Below are 18,810 nucleotides of genomic sequence, written 5' to 3' on the forward strand. Positions count from 1 at the left end.
AGGGATTTGCAAAGAAATAATATCCCCTCTTCATTCCCCTACCCTCCTACCCTTTTACTCTCCTACCCCTACCCAATTGGGATTTTATTTATGCGCTGTTCCCTGATCTGATGAAACCTGCCCAGCGCCAAGTATTGATGACGACAATTCAGTACTGGTTAAATCAGAGCCGCTCAAAACTTCTCACTCTAAGCCACATTGCCCCCGTTGCCGCAACAAATGATCACACAGTACTAAGGCCACCATCGCTTCCACCATCGGCACAGCACGGGGCAAGACACAGGGATCATGGCGACCTTTAGCAGACAGCGTCGTTTCTTGGCCGTCTTTACTCACGGTTTGTTGTTCTTTACGAATCGTTGCCGTTGGTTTAAACGCGACCCGCATCACAATATTTTCGCCGTTGGAAATGCCACCTTGGATGCCGCCCGATCGATTGGTCATCGTGCGAATCCGATCGCCCTCCATATAAAACGCATCATTGTGTTCACTGCCCGTCATCAGCGTTCCAGCGAACCCAGAGCCAATTTCAAAGCCCTTGCTGGCAGGCAGGGACATAACCGCTTTCGCTAGATCGGCCTCCAACTTGTCAAACACAGGTTCGCCCAAACCCAAGGGCACCCGCCGCGCCACACATTCCACCACGCCCCCTAGGGAATCGCCTTCGTCCCGTGCCTGCTCAATTCGCTCGATCATGCGATCGGCCATTTCCCCATCGGGACAGCGGACAATGTTGCTTTCCACTTGCTCTAGGGTGACGGTGGCATCGTCTACATGGGCTTCCAAGTCTTTAATGCGCTTGACGTACCCAATGATTTCAACTCCGGCTATTTCCTTGAGGATTTTTTTCGCGATCGCCCCCGCAGCGACCCGACCAATGGTTTCCCGGGCCGACGATCGGCCTCCCCCGGCCACCGCTCGAATCCCGTACTTGGCATCATAGGTAGCATCGGCATGGGACGGGCGATACTTCACCTGCATGTCGCCGTAGTCCTGGGAACGGTGGTCTTTGTTGCGAACCAGGATAGCGATCGGGGTTCCTAGGGTTTGGCCATCCAAGACCCCGGAAAGGATTTCGCAGGTGTCTTCTTCCTTGCGGGGCGTGCTGATTTTGCTCTGGCCTGGGCGACGACGATCGAGTTCAAACTGGATTTCTTCTGTGGAAATCTGCACCTTGGGTGGACAGCCATCCACAATGACGCCAACGCCTCCCCCGTGGGATTCTCCAAACGTTGTAATGCGAAACAGATGACCGAATGTGCTACCCATGGCGAATCTTGTTGAGGCTTGTTTTCCGAAGTTTTTGGAGTTTCGATCGTACCTGAAAATGGGTGCCGAATCCGGTAGCTTCCCCGCAGAACTTGTAAAAAGCAATCTCGTTATCGTTGAACAGGCTCCTTGCTCAACTAAACATGGTCGAGGAGAATCTTTCCCATCGCTGTCACTAGCCAAAAACAATTGACTCTAGAGGAGTATCTGACCTATGACAATGTATCGATCGATAATGGTATCGATACCCGCTATGAGCTTGATACCCACTATGAGCCTGTGGATAGGTTGCTAGTCGAAATGGGGAACGAGTCGAAAACCAGAGTCCAGCGACAATTACCAACTCGATGATGAACAGCAGCCTGGGGAGCATGCAAAACGGGGCATTCTAAGATGTGGGATTGTTGCTTCAGAAAAGGCTTAGGGCAGGGTCGGCTTCCTCACCAATATCACCTACCAGTTCAAGCTAGGCACACAATCTAGATCGACCCCATAGATCTCCTGGTAAGTCGCCAGAGATACAGGATAAAACTCCTATACAGTAGAATACCTTGCTTGGATTAAGACTTTAGAATGGGTCGCCTGGGATTCGAACCCAAGACCAATCGGTTAAAAGCCGAGTGCTCTACCGCTGAGCTAGCGACCCGTTTTGGCTTTATGCGCATTCACCGCGCTTGCCTTAGTGATATTAACACAATCTTAGGGGAATTTGGCAAGGGGTTCACCAAAAAAAGTTGCAAATGGGAGAGGACGTGTAATCCCTTCCTATTTCAAGGCCGAAACATTTTCTGGAAAAGCCCCCCTGAGTAAGATAGATATCTCTTACCACCATTTACGTGCCTAATATTTACAGTGGGATTATACAGTGGGATATGCGCCACAGTTTGGGAGCTGAATCTGTTTTTGAGCAGGGCATGCGTCTTTGTAACGCAGGGCTCTACGAAGATGCGATCGTCTATTTTGACCGAGCCATTCACCAACGGCCCGATTGGTATGTCCTTTGGTATGAGCGGGGAAAAGCCTTTATGCATGCTGGCGCTGTTACCGAAGCGATCTCCAGCTTTAAAGAAGTTTTGGCGATTCGGGAAGATTTTGAACCTGCTTGGAACCACTTAGGCAAAACGTTGGCGGCCCAAGGACGTTACGAAGAGGCCATTACTAGCTACGATCGAGCCCTAGCTTTTAACCGTCATAGTTACAAAACCTGGTACAACCGAGGCAATGCACTGATGCGGCTCAATGCGATGGAAGATGCCATCCACAGCTATGAGCAAACGCTCCAACTGCGGCCTGACTATGCCGAAGCTTGGTATAACCGAGCGATCGCCCAGACCCATCTGGGACAACTCGAAGCGGCATTATCAAGCTACGAAAGTGCCCTGAAGTTTCGTCCGCACTTTTCCAATGCCCATTACAACGCGGGTAATCTGTTTCAACGGTTGGGGCTGTATGAGGAGGCGTTGACGAAGTACAACCGGGTGTTGGAAATCAAATCCAACTTGCCTCAGGTTTGGTTTAACCGAGCCAATGTGCTGCGTAAATTGGGGTTCCAAGAAGAAGCTTTAGATAGCTACGATCGGGCACTGGCTTTGGACGCGCAGATGGCTGACGTGTGGTACAACCGTGGCAAAACCCTAGAAGCGCTCTATCAGCCGGAAACAGCGATCGCCAGTTACACCCGTGCCCTAGAACTTTCGCCAACCCTGGTAGAAGGTTGGTATGTTCGAGGCTGCTTGCAGCAACGCTTAGGGAATTTTGAGTTGGCTGTGCAGGATTTTGATCAAGCGATCGCGAACCGTCAGGATTTCAGCGTTGCTTGGACAGCGCGGGGCAATGCCTTACAAAAGTTGGGGCGTTATGATGAGGCAATTGCCAGTTTTGACCAAGCCTTGGCGATTGATTCCCATCTCTCAGAGACTTGGTACCGTCGAGGACGGGCCTTGGATTACTTAAATCGCAATGAAGCCGCGATCGAAAGTTACAACAAAGTGCTAGAACTTGATCCCCAGTGTGACAAAGCATGGTATAGCCGAGGGGTTTCCTTAAGTCATCTCGGTGCTTACCAAGAGGCATTGCTTAATTTTGATCAAGCGCTGAGTATTAATCCACGTTTTGTAGATGCAGAAAGTCGGCGACGTATTACACTCAATCAGTTACAAACCATAGGCAACCTTGACTCCCTACCAGGATCGTTGATTCGATCGGGCTATGACTAGAAAAATTACGAGATCGTGATGCCAGACTGCCTAAACGAACAGTCCATCGTGACCTCAACTTCAATTACACAATAAAGCTTGCTTCTGCTCCTTGGGAGGCTTGCCAACTGCGAGCGTCATAGTAGAGATCTTCAAGGCTGATGCTGTAGAGAACATCGCGCATTTTTTGATGGAGTCGATTCCAAACGGCAAACGTGACCCAATCTTCGGCTTGGGCATCGTCGCGGGTCTGACGTGGTAGAGGTTCGATCGTTTCTCCGACCGCCGCCAAAATTTGCCCTAGGGTGATGTGGGTCGGGGACTGAGCGAGTTGATACCCACCTTGGGCCCCTCTAATTGCCTTGACTAAACCCGCTTTGCGCAGTTCGATCAATAACTTTTCTAGGTAGGGCGCAGGTAAGTCCTGGCGTTGGGCGATCGCGTTGACCGAAGCAGGGCCGTAGTTGGGTTGAAAGGCCAGGTCCAGTAAAGCTTTGACGCTGTAGTGACCCCGGGTCGTCAGTTTCATACAAATAATGATCAGTAATGGTCAGCGAATGATCAACAGCAGGCTAATTGTCCTGTTACCATTATCAGTTACTCAACTCCCGATCGCTGTGACCCTATGGCTGTAAATGAATTCTCAAATATCACCAGTGCGATTAAACAGAAAGCGCTAGATCTGGGATTTCATAAAGTAGGTATTGTGCGAGTGGCGGATTGGGCAGACGTGGAGCCGGAGGGTTTGCGATCGTGGTTGGCCCAGGGCTATCAGGCGGAAATGGCTTGGATGGCGGCCAGTAAACGGCAGAATGTCTATGAAATTTTGCCTACGGTGCGATCGATTATTTGCGTCGCGATGAATTACTACACGCCCGACCAACGACCCACAGAGCCAGAGTATGGCAAAATTTCCCGCTACGGGTGGGGTCGGGATTACCACAAAGTCTTGCATAAGCGACTCAAAGCTTTTTCCCTCTGGCTAGAAGCTCAAACTGGGTTAGACAGCCAAACTGAAGCGATTCAAACCCGTTACTATGCAGACACCGGGCCGATTCAAGACAAGGTCTGGGCGGAGCGAGCAGGGATCGGCTGGATTGCGAAAAATAGTAATGTGATTACCCGAGAATATGGTTCCTGGGTCTTTCTAGGCGAGATTTTAACCAATGTGGAATTAATACCCGATCGACCCCATACGCAGCATTGTGGCACCTGTACCCGTTGCATTGATGCCTGTCCAACGGCAGCAATTACCCAACCATTTGTGGTCGATGCCAATCGCTGCATTGCCTACCATACGATCGAGAATCGCAACGATGAATTGCCCCGTGATATAGCTAGCAATCTACAAGGCTGGGTAGCGGGCTGTGATATTTGCCAAGATGTCTGTCCTTGGAACCAGCGCTTTGCCCAAGAAACGGATATTCCTGACTTTCAGCCCTATCCAGATAACATTGCGCCTAGACTGCAAGATTTAGCCAACCTGGAAGCTGCGGAATACGATCGACGCTTTCCCGCTTCGGCCTTACGCAGAATCAAGCCGGAGATGTGGCGGAGAAATGCCCGTGCGAACCTAGACTCCAGTGACTTTCACGATAGCAGCCGTCAACTACAGTCACGCTACCCAGATAATAAGTAGCAGACAATATGCTTTGCTACTTACAGCTTACTATAACCTCATACAGATTTACCTCTGTATAAAGTATAGATAAACTTTCCTCATTATTCTCTAGACTAGTCATAAAATCCACCTAGAATCTGAGTAGAAATGACGAGTAGAAATGACATGCCGTCATCACAAGATTACAGGGATTTACGAGCTTCTACCTAGGTGCATTACAGGCTACCGAAGCAGTAAGTAGTTTTACAAATAGTTTGACAGATAGTTTGAAGTGTGAGATTTGATTGACTGACAAAAGTCTTTGGCTCATTCCAATCCCTCACCTGTTGAGAGAGAAAGTTTGATCAGTCAACCAAAATATCAGAGGGATTGCATCGGTTCAGCCTACTTACTTTGTATGGCGACTCTGTTAAAGCATTACTGTATTTCGGTAACCTACTGAATTCAATCATGCGTTGATTGTTGATCAATACACCATTCATTTACTTAGGTGGGTAAAACAATGAATTTCAAAGGTTTGGGTCTAAGTACATTAGCGGCAGCGGCAACTTTGGCAGTTGCTTCCATCACAGCCTCTCCTGTGGAAGCAGCAACATTTACCTACGACTTTTCAGGTGGCCCGTTGCTCCCTAGTGTCTATAACTTCTCAGGCTCCGCTCCCTTAACTAGTGTGACTGCCAATAGCGGTAGTGTTGTTTGGAGGCCGAATGGACTTGGAATTTGGCAAGGCGGTTTGGATTCCTTACAAGTTGACGGGTTAGGCATCAACGAGGTTCTCAATTTTACCTTCAACCAGACGGTCAAAATTATCTCTGCTACTTTCAGTAGGGTTGGCGTTAATGTTCCTTTTATTGATCCCAATGGTAAGGATGATTTCCGCCTATTAGTTGATGGAACAGAGGTTCTAGCTGCTGATATTCCTGGCGGTAATCTTCTCGATTTGGGTACTGGTACCTATAGTTTCTCTCCCTCAATTGCCCAAGGTTCAACTTTTGGCCTTGGTGTGATTAATCGTGGTGATGACTATCTGTTGACTAATCTGACCGTTGAAACTATTCCCACTCCAGCCATGCTACCTGGCTTAATCGGGATGGGGGTAGTAGTTCTGCGCAAGCGGAAAGGCGCTCAAGCAGCATCTGAACAGAACTGCTAAATTGATCAGGTCTATTGATCAGGTCTATTGATTGATCAATTCTAATGACTGATCACTGGGCTACTGTAGGTAGGAGACTCTTTTCTACTACAGTAGCCTTTTGTGTTTTAGTTGCCAGGAATCATTCAAGTGATGGATCGATCACAAAGTCAATCCCCCAAAGCAAATACCCAGGTTAATTGCCTTTTTCCTTCTCGATCTGCACCAATCACCCCCTATCCAATTACCACCAGTCAGCCAAATCCCGATCGTTGAGCAACTGATGGGCTAGTTGGATCCCCTCTTCCCGCGTGGTAATTTTACCCTCGGCCCGAGCCAGTTGGAGCGCGGCCAACAGTTTACCAATCCTGGGGCTAGGCGGAATTTTTAACGCCGTCATCAAATCCTGACCGGTGAGCAAGGGTTGGGGATGGGCCACGGGATCCTTGGGATCGAGAAAGCGATCGACCATCGCCGCCATGCCATTCAAGGGAATCCCTACCGCAATGGCCGTTAGCGCGATCGCGGGAAAGACCGCGCCGACGCCTTGGAAAAAGAAATATTGTTGCGCCAGCGACCACTGTTGCACATTCGAATCGGCTTGCAGTTCTGGCAAGTACCTCAGCACTGTCATCACGGCCTGAATTTCCGCACGGCTATACTTCAGCTTCCAGAGTTGGGCTTCAGCGGCGGTCAGATCGGGCGGTAACAGACTGGCTAATTTAGCGGTCGTTACCCAAGTGCGGGTACTGCCAGAGGCTTCCGGTTCCTTCTCGATCGCCTTGCCTGACCCACTGGTACGAATCCGTTGCTGCAAAACGCCGTAGAACTCGGGCCACTCTTCCTTGAGTCGCCGTAGAGTTTGGTCGATCGCCGCGACTTGCACGAGTCCGGTTACGGTGGCATCGGGGAACCATGCTTGCAGCAATCTATCTTCCCAAGCCCCTTGGAGGCGAGGTGTGCCCCGCCGGGAACTAAGCAGGTAATTCAACTCCGACTGCACCCGTTCCGCTGCAATGCGGGCTAAATTAGGCGCAAGCTGACGAATGACTTTTTGGGTTTCGCCATCGACCTGAAAACCCAGTTGAGCTGCTTGGCGATAGGCGCGTAAAAGACGTAGCGGATCCTCAGCTAAATTTTCCGGTGCAATCATCCGCAAAAGTCCCTGTTCCAGATCCCGGCAGCCGTGCAAAGGATCCAAAAGTTCCAATGTATGGGGGTTGTAGGCGATCGCGTTAATCGTAAAATCTCGACGGCGCAGATCTTCCTCCAAGGTGTCTCCCACCTGCTGGGCAAAGTCTGCCGTCCCTTGCTTAAACACCACGCGGGCAATCTGTCGCTCCGTATCCAGCAGAACAAACCCGGCCTTGTAATGACGGGCGATCGCCCGAGCCGTTTCCACTGCTCCTTCTGGCAAGACAAAATCGAGATCGAGGTAGTCAGAATGGCGCTCCAAAAGCGCATCACGCACACTCCCCCCCACCAAACAAGCAGAACTGGGGAGCCATGCTAAATCAAAGGGCCATGTCTTTGGGGATAATGCCGAAGAACCCAAAGTGTGCTCTTGCAAAACAGTTACAGGCAAAACAGTTACAGAAGGAGTCAAATTCAGCCACCCTTTCAGTGAAGTAATAGACACTAGATCGGCCAATGGGGCAAAGTTACCCGCTGTACGTTCTCAATCCGAACTGTCTCAATCCCGCCAGAGGGATCGCAAAGCGGCGATCGAAGAACCCTTACAACAATCTTGGACGATCCTCGGACACACCCAAAAATCCATGCGGCTGCTGATGAATAATTTCTGTGCCTGCGTTAGATTATCAGAAAAGCCTTACGGTTCTGCGCGTCTTTTTACCGATGTTATTCCCATTGTGCGTTAGGGAGAGGTTAGACGATGTGTATTTGCGTAAATTGTCAGTACGTCGATCGCTGTACCACCTACCATGCGGTAGAAGCCCAGCATCAGCAGCCCCATCTAACAGAATCCCCAGACTTTGAGGCCACGGAACCCACGATTAATGTCAACATTCGTGAACAAGTAGACTACATCGAAATGGAGTGGGATGTCGTGGGGTGCCTCAGCTTTGTGGCGGATCAAGGGAAATGGGCAAGGCTGCGACCTGGTGAACTGATCCCAACCTAGCGATCGCTTCTGAATAATTCTGGCCTGAGTAATTCCAGTTGGATCATATTGTTTGAGATGCACCTTTGGCTCCTGAATTTCTTTTTAGGGATTCAGAAGCTTAGAGATTTGCAAAGAAATAATATTCCCTCTTCATTCCCCTACCCTTTTACTCTCTTACCCCTACCCAATTGGGATTTTATTTATGCGCTGTTCCCTTAGATCTGTAGAAGACCTATAACCAGAAGACCTATAACCAGATATCTACAACCAGATGTCTGCCATAACATGTCGTTACTTGGGATCAAACTGGGCATATTGACAACAAGCTGTGACAGCCGATCAATCACCGCTGCTTAAAACGGTGCGTTGAAAAGCAAAAGCAAGAAAAGTCGAGAATTTTAAACTTCTTGCGAAGAAACTGTGACTGGGGAACTTCCGTGGGGGAAAACTCTGTCTATCAGTTTCTGTCCGAGTTCATCTGTCCCACGTTCGAACCATTCAGCGCCATGAGCACTCAAAATATTGTCCAGCGTAAACTTCTGGGCTACATGACTTTCCTGAGCTTCGTTACACCCCTAGTCGGATTGGCGACACCCAGTTTTGCTGAGTCTACAACATCTGTGGCAGCAACCTCGACCAACTCAGCCGTAACTCCTTCTTCTACACCGACTGCGCCCAATCCGGATATGGTGGCTGCGCAATCTTTTTTCCAACAAGCGGAAAAAGATGCCCAAAAGAAAGAGTTTGTGGCAGCTTTAACAAACTATAACCAAGCTATTCAGCGGTATTCTAAATACAGTTCTGCCTATGTGGGTCGGGGCACTGTGCGGATGCAGATGGGCGATCGGGCCGCTGCAATGCAAGATTTAAACCAAGCGATCGACTTGGATCCCGGTAATGCCTTGGCCTATGCCCAGCGAGCGAATCTGCGTTATCAAATGGGCGAGTCAACCCAGGCCCTTGAGGATTGGAACGAAGCGCTGAAGCGTAATCCTAATTTCGTCATGGCTCAGGTGAATGTGGGCTATGCCCATGCACAATCTGGGGATTTGCCAAAAGCATTGGCAGAGTTGGATATTGTCCTGCAATCCCAGCCGAATAACGTCGCTGCCTTGGTGAATCGCGGGTATGTCCGTTCCCAACTGGGCGATCGGGATGGGGCGTTGAGCGACCTCAACCAAGCTATCCAACTTCAGGGCAACTTTGCCGAAGCTTACTTGAATCGAGGGATGGTCTACCATAAGGCAGGCCAACTGGATCAAGCGGTTAAAGACTTTACCACGGCAATTCAGCACAGAGCTAACTACGGAACCGCCTTCTACAACCGTGCCCTGAGTTATACGCTTCAGAAGAAATATGACTTGGCGGCGGCGGATTTGACGAAAGTGTTAGAGGTAGAGCCAGACCATGCCGATGCTTTGTTTCAGCGGGGCAGTTTGTACTTAATGGCGGGCAACCAATCCGCTGCCATTCGGGACTTTGAGCAGGTGCTGAAACTGCGTCCTGATGATGCCGCAGCTTACAAGGCGATCGCGGATATCCGCATGCAACTGGGGGATACCCAAGGAGCGCTGGCGGACTACAGTCGTGCGTTGCAACATAACTCGACCTTAGCTGATGCCTATACCAGCCGTGCCCAAGCCTATCAAAAGTTGGGGAATGCGGCTGAAGCGGTCAATGACTACACCCAAGCGATCGCCCTCAATACCAGTGATGCTAATGCCTTTTTCCAGCGGGGTAAGGCACGGCAGATGGCGGGAGATAGCATGGGTGCAATCGCAGACTATACCGAATCACTCCGGCTCAATCCGAAGCAAGCGGATGCCTATTTTGAGCGAGGGAAGTTAATGGCACAGGTGGGACAAGCTGGGGCAGCCCGATCGGACTTGAAACAAGCAGCGGATCTGTACCTGCAAACCAACCAGCCGGAAGGATACCGCCAAGTGATTGCTTGGTTACAACGGCGCTAGACCCCTTCTGACGCTAAAACCTGCGATCGAGATTCACAACCTCGATCAACCAACCAAAAACCCTCAGGATCTCAACGGGATCCTGGGGGTTTTTGCAGTAATAGCGCTGATGGATGACATCACAATTGAACGACACCACCATGACGGTTGATGCCGTGAGACCTGTGTCGTGATTACTGGTAGTTAACGATGCGGGCAAAACTGTTGGGTTCTAGGCTGGCACCGCCTACTAAGGCACCGTCAATTTCGGATTGGGCCATGATCTCGTCAATATTATCGGGTTTGACGGAACCGCCGTACTGAATCGTCACATCAGGATTGCTGAGCTTGCTACGGATTAATCCAATGACGCGGTTGGCTTCATCGGCGGCACAGGTATCCCCCGTCCCGATCGCCCAAATCGGTTCATAGGCAATCACCAAATTCCTCTGGTCTACGCCGATTAAGTCCTTGGCCAACTGGTCAAAAATGACATTTTCCGTTTCGCCTGCATCCCGTTGTTGCTTGGTTTCGCCGACGCAGAGGATAGGAGTTAACCCCGCCTTTTGGGCCGCCCGCAGCCGGAAGTTGACCGTTTCATCCGTTTCGCCGAAGTATTGGCGACGTTCACTATGGCCAATAACAACGTAGCGCACGCCTATTTCCACCAGCATCGAGGCAGAAATTTCGCCCGTAAATGCGCCACTGTCTTCCCAATGCACATTCTGGGCTCCCATATGGATCCGACCACCGTGAAGCGTTTTAGATAGCACGGAGAGATCGGTAAAGGGAACACAAAGGACGATTTCGCGATCGGTGGGGGCTTCATCGACGAGTGGCTTAAACCCTTGCATAAACTCAAGCGTTTCGGCTTGGGTTTTAAACATCTTCCAATTGCCAGCCAGAATAATTTTTCGCACGGGTGACTTCGTAGGCTACTACACAAAATTCCTCAATTAGTCTACAGGGTTGGGGGGACACCGTGCGCAGTGTTTCCGATTTCTCCTAGGGGGCAGTCATGGCTTGCATCACAGCCGCTTGACCGACTTGGGAGTAGAGGTCTTTGAGATGGATTAGAAGAGCTTGGCGTTGTTCCACAGAAATTTGATCTTGGGGAAAGGGAATTTCGCCAAGGATATCGAGTAAAGTTTCGCCACTACTGGGAGCAATGACAACTAGAGACGGATCCAATTGTGCGGTGTAATGCCAAAATTGCTCGATCGACCAGGATTTGGCCTCTGGAGCAGGGGTGGGAGTAGGGGAGGATTCGGTTTGGCGGCGTTGGCGCAGGGCTTCTAGGATGCTGTCTTTGGTGCGACCTCGCAGTTGAAACAGCACGAAGGGATCCTCACTAAAGCGATCGCCCAGAAGATAGTAGACTGCACCGATGTGTTTGCAGGGATTGACCGGATCGGGGCAATTGCAATGGCTGTGAATATCAAATTTGCTGAAGGGAAATAGACTTAAGCCATTACTAATAAAGACTTCTTCAATATTTTGAGGCATTTCGCCCGCCAGCAGTTTGGCTGAGAAGATGGCTCGATCAGCCATGGAATCAATCACGAAATCCCATTGTTCATCTGTGAAGGGATCCAGTTTGAGCTTGACTTGGTACGGTTCGGGGGCTGTGCCGCGCACTTGAGCCGTGACGTTGGAATCTTGGAAGTCGAGGTTCAGGACATGGCCTTCGCGAACGTAGGTACGGGCGCGGGCCAGCCGTTGGCGAAATCCAAAGGATTCCAGCACATCGATCCAGCGTTGGGCCCACCATTCGCGGCTGGGGATGGATTCATCGTGGGACATTGTTTTTGTATTATGGGGAGTGGTTTGTGGGAGGGGGAAAGGATGGGTCGATCGTAGAAGATGCTGAGAGCTGAACGATCAGTCCTTAAGGCTTTTTTATGGATTAGGGATTTGCAAAGAAATAATATCCCCTCTTCATTCCCCTACCCTCCTACCCTTTTACTCTCCTACCCCTACCCAATTGGGATTTCATTTATGCGCTGTTCCCTTAGCGGATATGAACTAGGGCTAAATCAAAACCTGTGGTCGAATTAAACTCTGTAGGACTCTTAGAACGCTCCATTTTCATGCTCCATTTAGAGTCGGCAATGTTTTAATTTCTTTTTTGATGATTTGTCAATTACTAATCAATCAATTTCTAGATGATTAAGTGATGTGATTTATCTATAGATTCAGACTCGAACTGGCATCAGAACCTGCTGTGAAAAATTGTTTAGTTTGGATTGAAAAGCAACTCCGATACTACCTACAAAACAGCAACGCCTCGGCTATTCTTGACTACCTATCAGCGTGATGATTTTAATCTCTCAACTTTAGTGATAACTAACTAATAATTTTCATAACGCTTCATTATCTTTTTATTTATGGCAGTTCTGATGCAAGCAATAGTCCTATGCAAGCAATAGTCTTATGCAAGTAATAGATAGAACACTAAGCTAAACAAGATTTTCCGCGAATTCTATAGCCAGAATAGAAGGTTTCTATGGAAAAAATTGCTTTTTTCTTCATTTTGAGAATTCATTACACCCAAGATTGGCGTACTGTAATAAGCATCATAATTTTTCAGCTATATCGCAGACCTTGGTGTCTCTGCTAACCCGGAAGAAAAATTCATCGTTAATTGCATCCATTGCGATCGCGAATTCGATTGGTCTTCGCCCATCGCAGATTGGCTTAAGCTAAACAACTTGCTCTCAATCAGAATTTGATTTACTGTTCATTCACCATTCATGAAAGTCGCCAATCTGATTCAGTTTAATAACCTGCAAGGAGATGTCTTTGGCAGGGTGACTGTCGCAATCGTTTTCTTGCTCTTAGTCCTAGCCTTCGGGATTACGTTTAGCGTTGGCTCGATCGGGGGACTGTCTGGCGCAATTTTTATTGGGTTGTTTGCTGCATTATTCTGCGATGCCCCATTGTTCTCTGAAACAACTGGGTCAATGACCGTCAGCCCTGTCTACAAGTGTTCGTTGAGCACCTGTTCTTGAACACCTGTGTTGTAGGGGGCGAAGCGCCTCACGCCTAATTGTTTTAACCCTTAAGGCCATTTTTCATTTATTGCAATCCTCATCATCAGAGGAGCCACAAGGAGGTATTCGTGGATTTCTTTTCCTTGTTTGTCATGGACTTCGTGAAGCAGTTGCAGTCCCCAACGCTCGCTTTTTTGATCGGTGGGATGATCATTGCTGCGCTTGGAAGCGAGTTGGTCATTCCCGAGTCGATTTGTACGATTATCGTCTTCATGCTGCTCACCAAAATCGGGTTGACCGGTGGCATTGCCATCCGTAACTCCAACCTGTCAGCCATGGTCTTACCTATGATCTGTGCTGTAGTTGTAGGGATTCTGGTTGTCTTCATCGCTCGCTATACCTTGGCCAAGCTGCCAAAGGTCAAAGTCGTTGATGCAATCGCGACTGGTGGATTGTTTGGTGCCGTGAGTGGCTCCACGATGGCTGCTGGTTTGACGGTGCTGGAAGAACAAAAAATGTCATTCGAGGCATGGGCTGGCGCACTCTATCCCTTCATGGATATCCCTGCCCTTGTGACTGCGATCGTGGTCGCCAACATTTATCTCAATAAGAAGAAGCGTAAAGAAGCAGCCTACTCTAATGAGCAAATGGTTGCGGCGGGCGATTATTCGAGTAAAGAAGGTTATCCCAGCAGTCGGCAAGAATATCTCAGCCAGCAGAAGGGAGCCGAAGATAATCGGGTCAAGATCTGGCCGATCATTGAGGAAAGTCTTCGAGGACCTGCCTTATCGGCAATGCTGTTAGGGCTTGCTCTGGGCATCTTTACCCAGCCGGAGAGTGTTTATAAAAGCTTCTACGACCCTGCTTTTCGCGGCTTGCTTTCGATCTTGATGCTGGTTATGGGCATGGAAGCATGGTCACGGATTGGCGAACTGCGCAAGGTGGCCCAATGGTATGTCGTGTATAGCGTGGTGGCACCGTTTGTGCACGGGCTACTCGCCTTCGGTCTCGGCATGATTGCCCACCAACTCGTGGGATTCAGTATGGGCGGCGTTGTGATTCTGGCTGTCATTGCCGCTTCTAGTTCAGACATTTCAGGGCCGCCTACGTTGCGAGCGGGTATCCCGTCGGCCAATCCTTCCGCCTACATTGGTGCCTCCACCGCCATTGGTACGCCCGTTGCGATCGGCTTGTGTATCCCATTTTTCCTCGGCCTTGCCCAAGCGCTCGGCGGCTAATCCCAGATGGGTTGCGGTCTGTCGGTGCTCCTTTGGCTCGGCAGACCCAGTAGATTAATGTACATGTTGTCAAAGAGGTAACCAATATGGCCAAGCCAGCCAAAAAACTTGTCATCGTCACCGAAAAAGTGCTGCTGAAAAAGATCGCCACAATCATCGAAGAATCTGGGGCGAGTGGTTATACGGTGGTAGAAACGGGCGGTAAGGGCAGTCGCAATGTGCGCTCGACGGGACATCCTAGTGTTTCTGACACCACAGCGAATATCAAGTTTGAGGTGCTCACCCCCGATCGAATTATGGCCCAGAATATTGCAAATCAGGTCGCAGGACAGTTCTTCACCGATTTTGCAGGCATGATCTATCTCTGTGATGCGGAGGTCTTGTACGGGCAAAGTTTCTGTGGCCCAGAGGGCTGTGAAATCTAGATGACGTAGACCTAAATGACCGGGGTATGTCTTGGCCATTTAGGCAACCGCATCCAATGGACTATCGTCTTTGGTCGGTTGCCTTTTTCACGGCTTCTCAGAGTTTTCTAACTCCTTCAAACCCTTAACCTTCACCGCTTTAAATTCATGATTTTGTCCAACATTCTGCCGATTTTCAGTCAGGGGATAGCCGCTCTCATGGCTCCGACCCCATCCCTGGCGACTGCTGTTGCTGAGGATTCACCCATCATTCTGTCTGGTGTATTGCTCACATTGGTTGTCATTTATTTGGCAAGTAAACTCGGGTCAGAAATCGCTAAACGACTGGATTTTCCACCTGTCTTGGGAGAACTGGTTGCGGGGGTGATTGTCGGCGTTTCGGCGTTGCATTTGGTGATTTTCCCCGAAGGAGGGCTGTCTGCCTCTGACTCCGTGATTATGTCAGCCTTGCAAAGCTTGAATCATCTGGCCCCAGAAGCAGTGACCCGGATTTTCGAGTCGCAAAGCGAAGTGATTTCGGTTCTGGCTGAAATCGGTGTGATTATTCTGCTGTTTGAAATTGGCCTGGAATCCGATCTACGGCAACTGAAGGAAGTGGGTATTCAAGCCACGGTTGTCGCCTGTGTCGGAGTCGCAGCACCGTTTGCGGCGGGGACTGCCGGGTTGATGCTGCTCTTTCATGTTGCCGCCATTCCAGCGATTTTTGCAGGGGCGGCATTAACGGCAACCAGTATCGGAATTACCTCCAAAGTTTTGTCAGAACTGGGTCAACTTAAATCCAAAGAAGGGCAAATCATTGTTGGTGCAGCGGTGATTGATGATGTCCTCGGCATTATTGTTCTAGCCGTGGTTGCTAGCTTAGCGAAGACTGGTGAAATTGATGTCACCAATGTCATTTACTTGATTGCGAGTGCTACGGCATTTTTGATTGGCTCAATTTTGTTGGGCGGTGTTTTCAACAAAACGTTTGTAGCGATCGTTGAGAAACTTAAAACTCGTGGAAATATTGTAATTCCGGCATTCATCTTTGCTTTCTTTATGGCATTTTTAGGCAACGCCATTCATCTCGAAGCTATTTTGGGTGCCTTTGCAGCGGGTTTGGTGCTGGATGAAACCGATGCCCGGAATGAGTTAGATGAACTAGTCAAACCCATCGCCGATTTACTGGTTCCCATCTTCTTTGTCACGGTGGGAGCACGGGCCGACCTCGGGGTTTTGAACCCGGCAGTACCGGAGAATCAGGCAGGACTCTTGATTGCTGTCTTTTTGGTGGGAGTCGCGATCGTAGGCAAACTCGTGACGGGCTGGGCAACGTTTGGAGTCCCCGGCATCAATCGCCTCGCGATCGGGGTGGGGATGATCCCTCGTGGTGAGGTGGGTCTGGTGTTTGCTGGCATCGGTTCAGCCAGTGGCATTTTGGATAAGCCGTTGGAGGTGTCGATCATTATCATGGTGATCTTGACCACGTTCCTAGCTCCGCCCTTTTTGCGGGTTGCCTTTGGTTCATCCAAGGATCCCATCCTAGAATCGACCAGTCCTGTGGAAGCAGCGAGTAAGTAACGGTCTTACGGGGCAACGGGTCTTCGAGTTAACAAAATCCTGGTGGTTGGGGCAAAGCCACCTATCCCGACCACCAGGATTTTATTTTCTTTCTTAGCCCTTAAAGCGGTTTACTCAACGAATAAAATTGGTGTCCTAAAATATAGATAATTTTCTATACAATCAGAAAGCTTTCCCTTGGTAGCTTAATGAGGTTGCTACACAGAGTAGCGTACAGTTAAACATAATCTGAATAATTTAGCTATCTCCGATTCAGTTTTTCACAGATTGAAGTCGCACGGGAATCACTCTCGGCAGTTTGCTGTGGAGAATGGTTTGAATAGGCGATGGCAGATGCTCAATGCCATCCCCCGCCGATTTTGATCAGCTGATCCTTTCGATGAAATGGATCACTTATCGTTAGTCCGATCTACCGTTCATTCACCACAAGTATGGCAATAACCAATCAAATCAGGTTCAACAACCTTAGAGGCGATATCTTCGGCGGTGTAACGGCTGCCGTTGTCTCGCTCCCCCTTGCTCTAGCCTTTGGCGTTGCCTCGGGGGTGGGTCCCCTGGGTGGACTCTATGGGGCAGTCTGTGTTGGTTTTTTCGCTGCTTTATTTGGCGGAACACCAACGCTAATTTCGGAGCCGACGGGACCCATGACCGTGGTAATGACGGCGATCGTTGCCAGTCTCACGGCCAGCAACCCGGAAAATGGTCTAGCAATGGCCTTCACTGTTGTCATGCTAGCAGGATTATTCCAAATTGTGTTTGGAATTTTCAAATTGGGCAAGTACGTCACAATGATGCCCTACAGCGTGATTTCGGGCTTTATGTCAGGAATCGGGGTGATTCTGATTATTCTGCAAATTGCGCCGTTTCTGGGGCAGGCTGCCCCCAAAGGTGGCGTGCTGGGAACCTTCCTATCCATTCCCCAGTTGATTGCCAATGTCAATCCACCAGAAGCGATTTTGGGGGCGTTGACGCTAGCAATTATCTTCTTCATGCCCAAGAAGATTAAACAGCTAGTGCCGCCTCAGTTGATTGCTTTAATCGTGGGCACAATCATTTCTCTAACGGTGTTTGGCAATGCCGATATTCGGCGGATTGGGGAAATTCCCGTGGGACTGCCACCGCTGCAACTACCAACTTTCAGCCCTGGTCAATTGACGACGATGTTGGTGGATGGGGTGATGCTGGGGATGTTGGGCTGTATCGATACCCTGCTGACTGCGGTGGTGGCGGATAGCTTGACGCGGACGGAGCATGACTCGAATAAAGAGTTGATTGGTCAAGGGATTGGCAATATAGTTTCGGGGCTGTGTGGCGGTTTACCTGGAGCCGGAGCCACGATGGGAACGGTCGTGAATATTCAAACTGGGGCAAAATCAGCAGTGTCTGGCTTGACGCGGGCATTGGTGCTTCTGGTGGTTGTATTGGGTGCGGCTAAATTGACCCAACCCATTCCGATGGCGGTGCTGGCAGGGATTGCACTCAAGGTGGGGATTGATATCCTTGACTGGAGTTTCTTGAAGCGATCGCACAAAATTTCCAGCAAGGGTTCCCTGATTATGTACGGGGTACTGTTGTTAACCGTGTTTGTGGACTTGATCGTGGCAGTGGGTATCGGTGTATTTATTGCCAATATCCTCACTATCAACCAATTGAGTGAAATGCAAGCCTCAGGGGTGAAGCTGATTTCTGACTTCGACGATGATGATCAAAATCTCAGCGATGAACAAAAATGGCTGTTGGATAAGGGGCAAGGACGGGTCTTGCTGTTCTGTTTGAGTGGCCCGATGATTTTTGGTTTGTCTAAGGCAATCGCGCGGGAACACAATGCCATGAAAGATGCTGATGCCCTGATTGTGGATCTGAAAGAAGTGCCTTCCATGGGAGTGACTGCATCCTTAGCGATCGAAAATGTAATTCGGGATGCTGCCGATAAAGGACTCCAAGTCTACATTGTGGGAGCCAGCGAAAAAATCCAGCGCCGCTTGAATAAGCTAGGACTCTTGGAGATGATTCATCCAGAACATGTGATTGCAGATCGGACGGAAGCACTCCGCCAAGCAGTCGATCAAGTGCATTTAAAGGGGGCCACGATCTAAACCGATCGTTGGCTTGATAGCCCTTCCATTCAATCAGAAAGACAACCGATGCTCCATTCCTTGATTTGCGCATTCGGTTGTCTTTTTTATACTAGAGTTGTTGGGAAATAAAACCAGCTCTGGGACAGGGTTTGCCCTGACTGTTATCTAACTTATGCTGCATCTAAGTAGAAGTTCCACAAGCCTGCTGCGTTGAACATTAAGCGG

At 49.5% G+C, this 18,810-nt stretch carries 15 protein-coding genes and 1 tRNA gene; 10 read left to right on the plus strand and 6 right to left on the minus strand.

What is annotated here, in order from left to right; all coding sequences use genetic code 11:
* Nucleotides 1-183: 183 nt before the first annotated feature.
* Nucleotides 184-1,269: a chorismate synthase gene (aroC, locus tag ACN4EG_RS24080; RefSeq protein ID WP_431632817.1), complete on the minus strand. Its 1,086-nt coding sequence runs from the start codon at nt 1,267-1,269 to the stop codon at nt 184-186.
* Between the two features lie 574 nt (nt 1,270-1,843).
* A tRNA-Lys gene (locus ACN4EG_RS24085) sits at nt 1,844-1,915 on the minus strand.
* A 268-nt stretch (nt 1,916-2,183) separates the two neighbouring features.
* Between ACN4EG_RS24085 and ACN4EG_RS24090 the strand changes: the two genes are divergently transcribed.
* Nucleotides 2,184-3,485, plus strand: coding sequence for a tetratricopeptide repeat protein (locus tag ACN4EG_RS24090; RefSeq protein ID WP_431632818.1), 1,302 nt, complete (start codon nt 2,184-2,186; stop codon nt 3,483-3,485).
* A 64-nt stretch (nt 3,486-3,549) separates the two neighbouring features.
* Here ACN4EG_RS24090 and ACN4EG_RS24095 read toward each other — a convergent pair whose 3' ends face one another.
* A complete protein-coding gene (locus ACN4EG_RS24095) occupies nt 3,550-3,993 on the minus strand; it encodes an Rrf2 family transcriptional regulator (protein WP_431632819.1) in 444 nt (147 codons plus the stop codon).
* A 96-nt stretch (nt 3,994-4,089) separates the two neighbouring features.
* On the opposite strand from ACN4EG_RS24095, the gene queG reads away from it, so the two are divergent.
* Nucleotides 4,090-5,103 (plus strand): tRNA epoxyqueuosine(34) reductase QueG, encoded by a 1,014-nt coding sequence (gene queG / locus ACN4EG_RS24100; RefSeq protein ID WP_431632820.1) that lies wholly within the window; start codon nt 4,090-4,092, stop codon nt 5,101-5,103.
* 484 nt (nt 5,104-5,587) lie between these two features.
* Nucleotides 5,588-6,238, plus strand: coding sequence for a PTPA-CTERM sorting domain-containing protein (locus ACN4EG_RS24105; protein WP_431632821.1), 651 nt, complete (start codon nt 5,588-5,590; stop codon nt 6,236-6,238).
* 223 nt (nt 6,239-6,461) lie between these two features.
* Here the strand turns inward: ACN4EG_RS24105 and ACN4EG_RS24110 are convergent, their stop codons facing one another.
* On the minus strand, nt 6,462-7,856 hold the full coding sequence (locus tag ACN4EG_RS24110; protein ID WP_431632822.1) for a tRNA nucleotidyltransferase/poly(A) polymerase family protein: 1,395 nt from the start codon (nt 7,854-7,856) through the stop codon (nt 6,462-6,464).
* A gap of 255 nt (nt 7,857-8,111) precedes the next feature.
* On the opposite strand from ACN4EG_RS24110, the gene ACN4EG_RS24115 reads away from it, so the two are divergent.
* Nucleotides 8,112-8,360, plus strand: a complete 249-nt coding sequence (locus ACN4EG_RS24115) for a Ycf34 family protein (protein ID WP_431632823.1) — start codon at nt 8,112-8,114, stop codon at nt 8,358-8,360.
* A gap of 488 nt (nt 8,361-8,848) precedes the next feature.
* The gene (locus ACN4EG_RS24120) at nt 8,849-10,312 is read left to right on the plus strand and encodes a tetratricopeptide repeat protein (RefSeq protein WP_431632824.1); all 1,464 of its coding nucleotides are present in this window, start codon (nt 8,849-8,851) and stop codon (nt 10,310-10,312) included.
* 173 nt (nt 10,313-10,485) lie between these two features.
* Here ACN4EG_RS24120 and tpiA read toward each other — a convergent pair whose 3' ends face one another.
* Entirely contained in the window at nt 10,486-11,211 is a 726-nt protein-coding gene (gene tpiA, locus ACN4EG_RS24125) for a triose-phosphate isomerase (RefSeq protein WP_431632825.1), read from the minus strand.
* An 85-nt stretch (nt 11,212-11,296) separates the two neighbouring features.
* On the minus strand, nt 11,297-12,094 hold the full coding sequence (locus ACN4EG_RS24130) for an SWIM zinc finger family protein (protein ID WP_431632826.1): 798 nt from the start codon (nt 12,092-12,094) through the stop codon (nt 11,297-11,299).
* Nucleotides 12,095-13,044: 950 nt separating this feature from the next.
* Here ACN4EG_RS24130 and ACN4EG_RS24135 point away from each other — a divergent pair.
* From ACN4EG_RS24135 to bicA, 5 genes are all read left to right on the plus strand, one after another.
* Nucleotides 13,045-13,302 carry a hypothetical protein gene (locus tag ACN4EG_RS24135; protein WP_431632827.1) on the plus strand — a complete coding sequence of 86 codons (258 nt, stop codon included), beginning with the start codon at nt 13,045-13,047 and terminating at the stop codon, nt 13,300-13,302.
* Nucleotides 13,303-13,412: 110 nt separating this feature from the next.
* Entirely contained in the window at nt 13,413-14,522 is a 1,110-nt protein-coding gene (locus tag ACN4EG_RS24140; RefSeq protein WP_431632828.1) for a sodium-dependent bicarbonate transport family permease, read from the plus strand.
* Nucleotides 14,523-14,608: 86 nt separating this feature from the next.
* Nucleotides 14,609-14,947 carry a P-II family nitrogen regulator gene (locus ACN4EG_RS24145; RefSeq protein ID WP_431632829.1) on the plus strand — a complete coding sequence of 113 codons (339 nt, stop codon included), beginning with the start codon at nt 14,609-14,611 and terminating at the stop codon, nt 14,945-14,947.
* Between the two features lie 147 nt (nt 14,948-15,094).
* Nucleotides 15,095-16,507 carry a cation:proton antiporter gene (locus ACN4EG_RS24150; protein WP_431632830.1) on the plus strand — a complete coding sequence of 471 codons (1,413 nt, stop codon included), beginning with the start codon at nt 15,095-15,097 and terminating at the stop codon, nt 16,505-16,507.
* A 431-nt stretch (nt 16,508-16,938) separates the two neighbouring features.
* Entirely contained in the window at nt 16,939-18,603 is a 1,665-nt protein-coding gene (gene bicA / locus ACN4EG_RS24155) for a bicarbonate transporter BicA (protein ID WP_431632831.1), read from the plus strand.
* The last annotated feature ends 207 nt before the right edge of the window (nt 18,604-18,810 follow it).

Origin of the sequence: Alkalinema pantanalense CENA528 (assembly GCF_050753345.1) — a bacterium.
Taxonomy (GTDB): Bacteria; Cyanobacteriota; Cyanobacteriia; order Leptolyngbyales; family Leptolyngbyaceae; genus Alkalinema; species Alkalinema pantanalense.